This is a genomic window from Acinetobacter sp. YH12098, from assembly GCF_013419235.1.
GTDB classification, from domain to species: domain Bacteria; phylum Pseudomonadota; class Gammaproteobacteria; order Pseudomonadales; family Moraxellaceae; genus Acinetobacter; species Acinetobacter amyesii.
Genome location: NZ_VPAO01000085.1, coordinates 1 through 2,271, shown reverse-complemented (window position 1 = coordinate 2,271; position 2,271 = coordinate 1). Strand labels below are relative to the sequence as shown.

1 protein-coding gene and 1 pseudogene are annotated in these 2,271 nt (G+C 33.5%); one reads left to right on the top strand and one right to left on the bottom strand.

Annotated features, from left to right (window positions below; all coding sequences use genetic code 11):
* Window positions 1-167: 167 nt before the first annotated feature.
* Window positions 168-867: pseudogene (locus FTU38_RS16565) on the bottom strand (transposase); the annotation flags it as partial.
* Window positions 868-1,022: 155 nt separating this feature from the next.
* Between FTU38_RS16565 and FTU38_RS16560 the strand changes: the two are divergent.
* Entirely contained in the window at window positions 1,023-2,003 is a 981-nt protein-coding gene (locus FTU38_RS16560) for a PoNe immunity protein domain-containing protein (RefSeq protein ID WP_180111888.1), read from the top strand.
* Window positions 2,004-2,271: the final 268 nt, after the last annotated feature.

The window sequence follows — 2,271 nt, the reverse complement described above, 5'->3', positions numbered from 1 at the left end:
AGTATTTGGATTGTCACTGCTTGCTCCAAAGTTAACATGTTGAGCAGTCCAAAATGACCGCTATATTAACCAAGGGGGTCAGTTTTTAAATGCCATTAGGGGGTCATTTTTACACTGCCGCTAACAAAAGCAGCTAAGTACAACCAACCTTCAGCTGTCCATATTTATGTAATATCACTTGACCATGCAAGATTAGGTTTGGTCATTAAAAACTCTTGTTTGAGTAAATTGTCATAGATCGCTCGATTATGATCACTGTTCGTCGTTCTTTTAAAACACCTATGGCGCTTACAATACAGCTGATTTAGCCTTTTTATACAACGGACTGCATACTCGCTAATTGGGATGCCTTGTGACTGTAAATACCTCGTTAAGCGAATATGACTATAACTTTCTTTAGTTTCTTGATGAGCTATTTTGACTAAGATCGTCTGCTGATTTCTTTGAACAACTCTTTTGCTCATGCCTCGTTTTAACCAGTCATAAAAATTTGAAATTGAAACTTTGAGCAGTCTAGCCATCATCGTTGTTGGATAGGTGTTTTTGTTCTCTTTCATGTAATCGTACCTTACTGATGGTCCTTGGCAAAGTACGCTGCTGCTTTTTTTAGAAATTCTCTTTCCATTTCCGCAGTTTTGAGTTGCTGTTTGAGTTTCTTATTTTCTTCGAGTAGAGCAACGAGATCAGGCGAATATTGTTGTGTGCCTATAATGTTCCAGCTTTTGCTTTGTTGTACCAATTTGAAAGGGTCTGCATTGAAATACCAAGCTGTCGAGCAGTTTCAGAGACATTTCCTTTATTTGATTCAATAGCTTTAATTGCTTCAGCTTTGAATTCCACTGTATAAATCTTTTGTTTTTTGCTCATGGTAAACTCCTAATGAGTATGTGTAGTTTACCAAGTTAAAGTCTCCGTTTTTATCAGCACTCATCAAAAGAACATTCTACTCATAAAGCTACAAGGGTTTGGACTGATAAAGACATTAGTATCGTTGTTAATAATAAATAATTGGAAATTTATTTATGTTGGAATTTAAGTTTAATCGTAGACAACAATTTTTAGATGAAAGTTACTATAAGTCTACGAGGAGTGAACTTGTCAGTGCTATAGAAAGTTTTCTAAGTGAATCAAATAATGATGAAGATATCGAAGCAGGATGGGTCGACTCTTATTCGATAGCATCTAGGTATCAGTTTGATTTGTTTATTTTGGATTATACTGCTGGTAAACCAATTGAATATTTACGTTTAGAATTCGATAAAGTAATTGAATTATTCAAGGTACTTTCTATAAAACAAAGAGCCTATTATAAAGATAATAATTTTAGTGTTTTTGATATTGAAATTTTAGATGACTATTGTGTATATGTATGGATTATCAGCCTTTGTTATTTATTAAAAAGAACTGACTTACTACCATTGGTAGCTAACTTTGTTGATGGAGAGGATCAAGAAAATGGAGGAAAAGATTGGATTGTAGAGGAATTTTTGGCTTTTAATGACGATAACCGTTTTGATTGTTCAGATGTCCTTTTTTCAAATCCTTATTTTGAGTTATCCAATGCATTTGTGACTCAAGATAATAAAGTTTCATTTAAGCATTTAAACAAATTTTTTAAAAAATGGTATAAAGATTTATCTGGAGCTCCATGGTATGATACCCATAAATCAGAGGGTGGATATTATGGGTATTGGGCTTTTGAAGCAACTTGCGCTGTTATTCTATTAGAAATAGAAAATGATAAAGAATTTCATGAATATCTCTATTATCCAAAAGACTTAATAGAGTTCTATCGTACATTTAAACCTAGTAGTGCTGAAATTGACCTCCTAACTAAATATCAAAAAATATCAATTCAAGCAGGTGAAAAATGTCCTCAATCAGGTTATTGGTTCACTGTAGCTAAGGAAAACACTCGTAAATACTTTAAACAAGGGGAAATTTTCCCTGATTTTGAAAGTGATTGGGGAGATGTATATTGGCAGTTTGACGGTGAAGAATAAGTGAAAATATGCCTTTCTTGGTAGTTTTTGAGCATAAAATGGATTTAGTTAATATAAAAAGACAACAATTTCTGACACCTCAAATGTACGAAACATTAAAGGCGGAAACTCTGAACACTATTGAAACTTTTAATGTAAATCGGCTTTGTTGCACAAACCTATCGTTAAGGGCTTATTCCACAATATAATTTTCAAATGAATAAGCCCACACCTAAAATTTACCGTACTCTCAATTGGTCTACATACAACCGCGCACTTATTAATCGTG

Excerpts from the sequence above, each read along its gene's own strand:
- FTU38_RS16560 (WP_180111888.1), top strand. The coding sequence starts at position 1,023 with ATGTTGGAATTTAAGTTTAATCGTAGACAACAATTTTTAGATGAAAGT.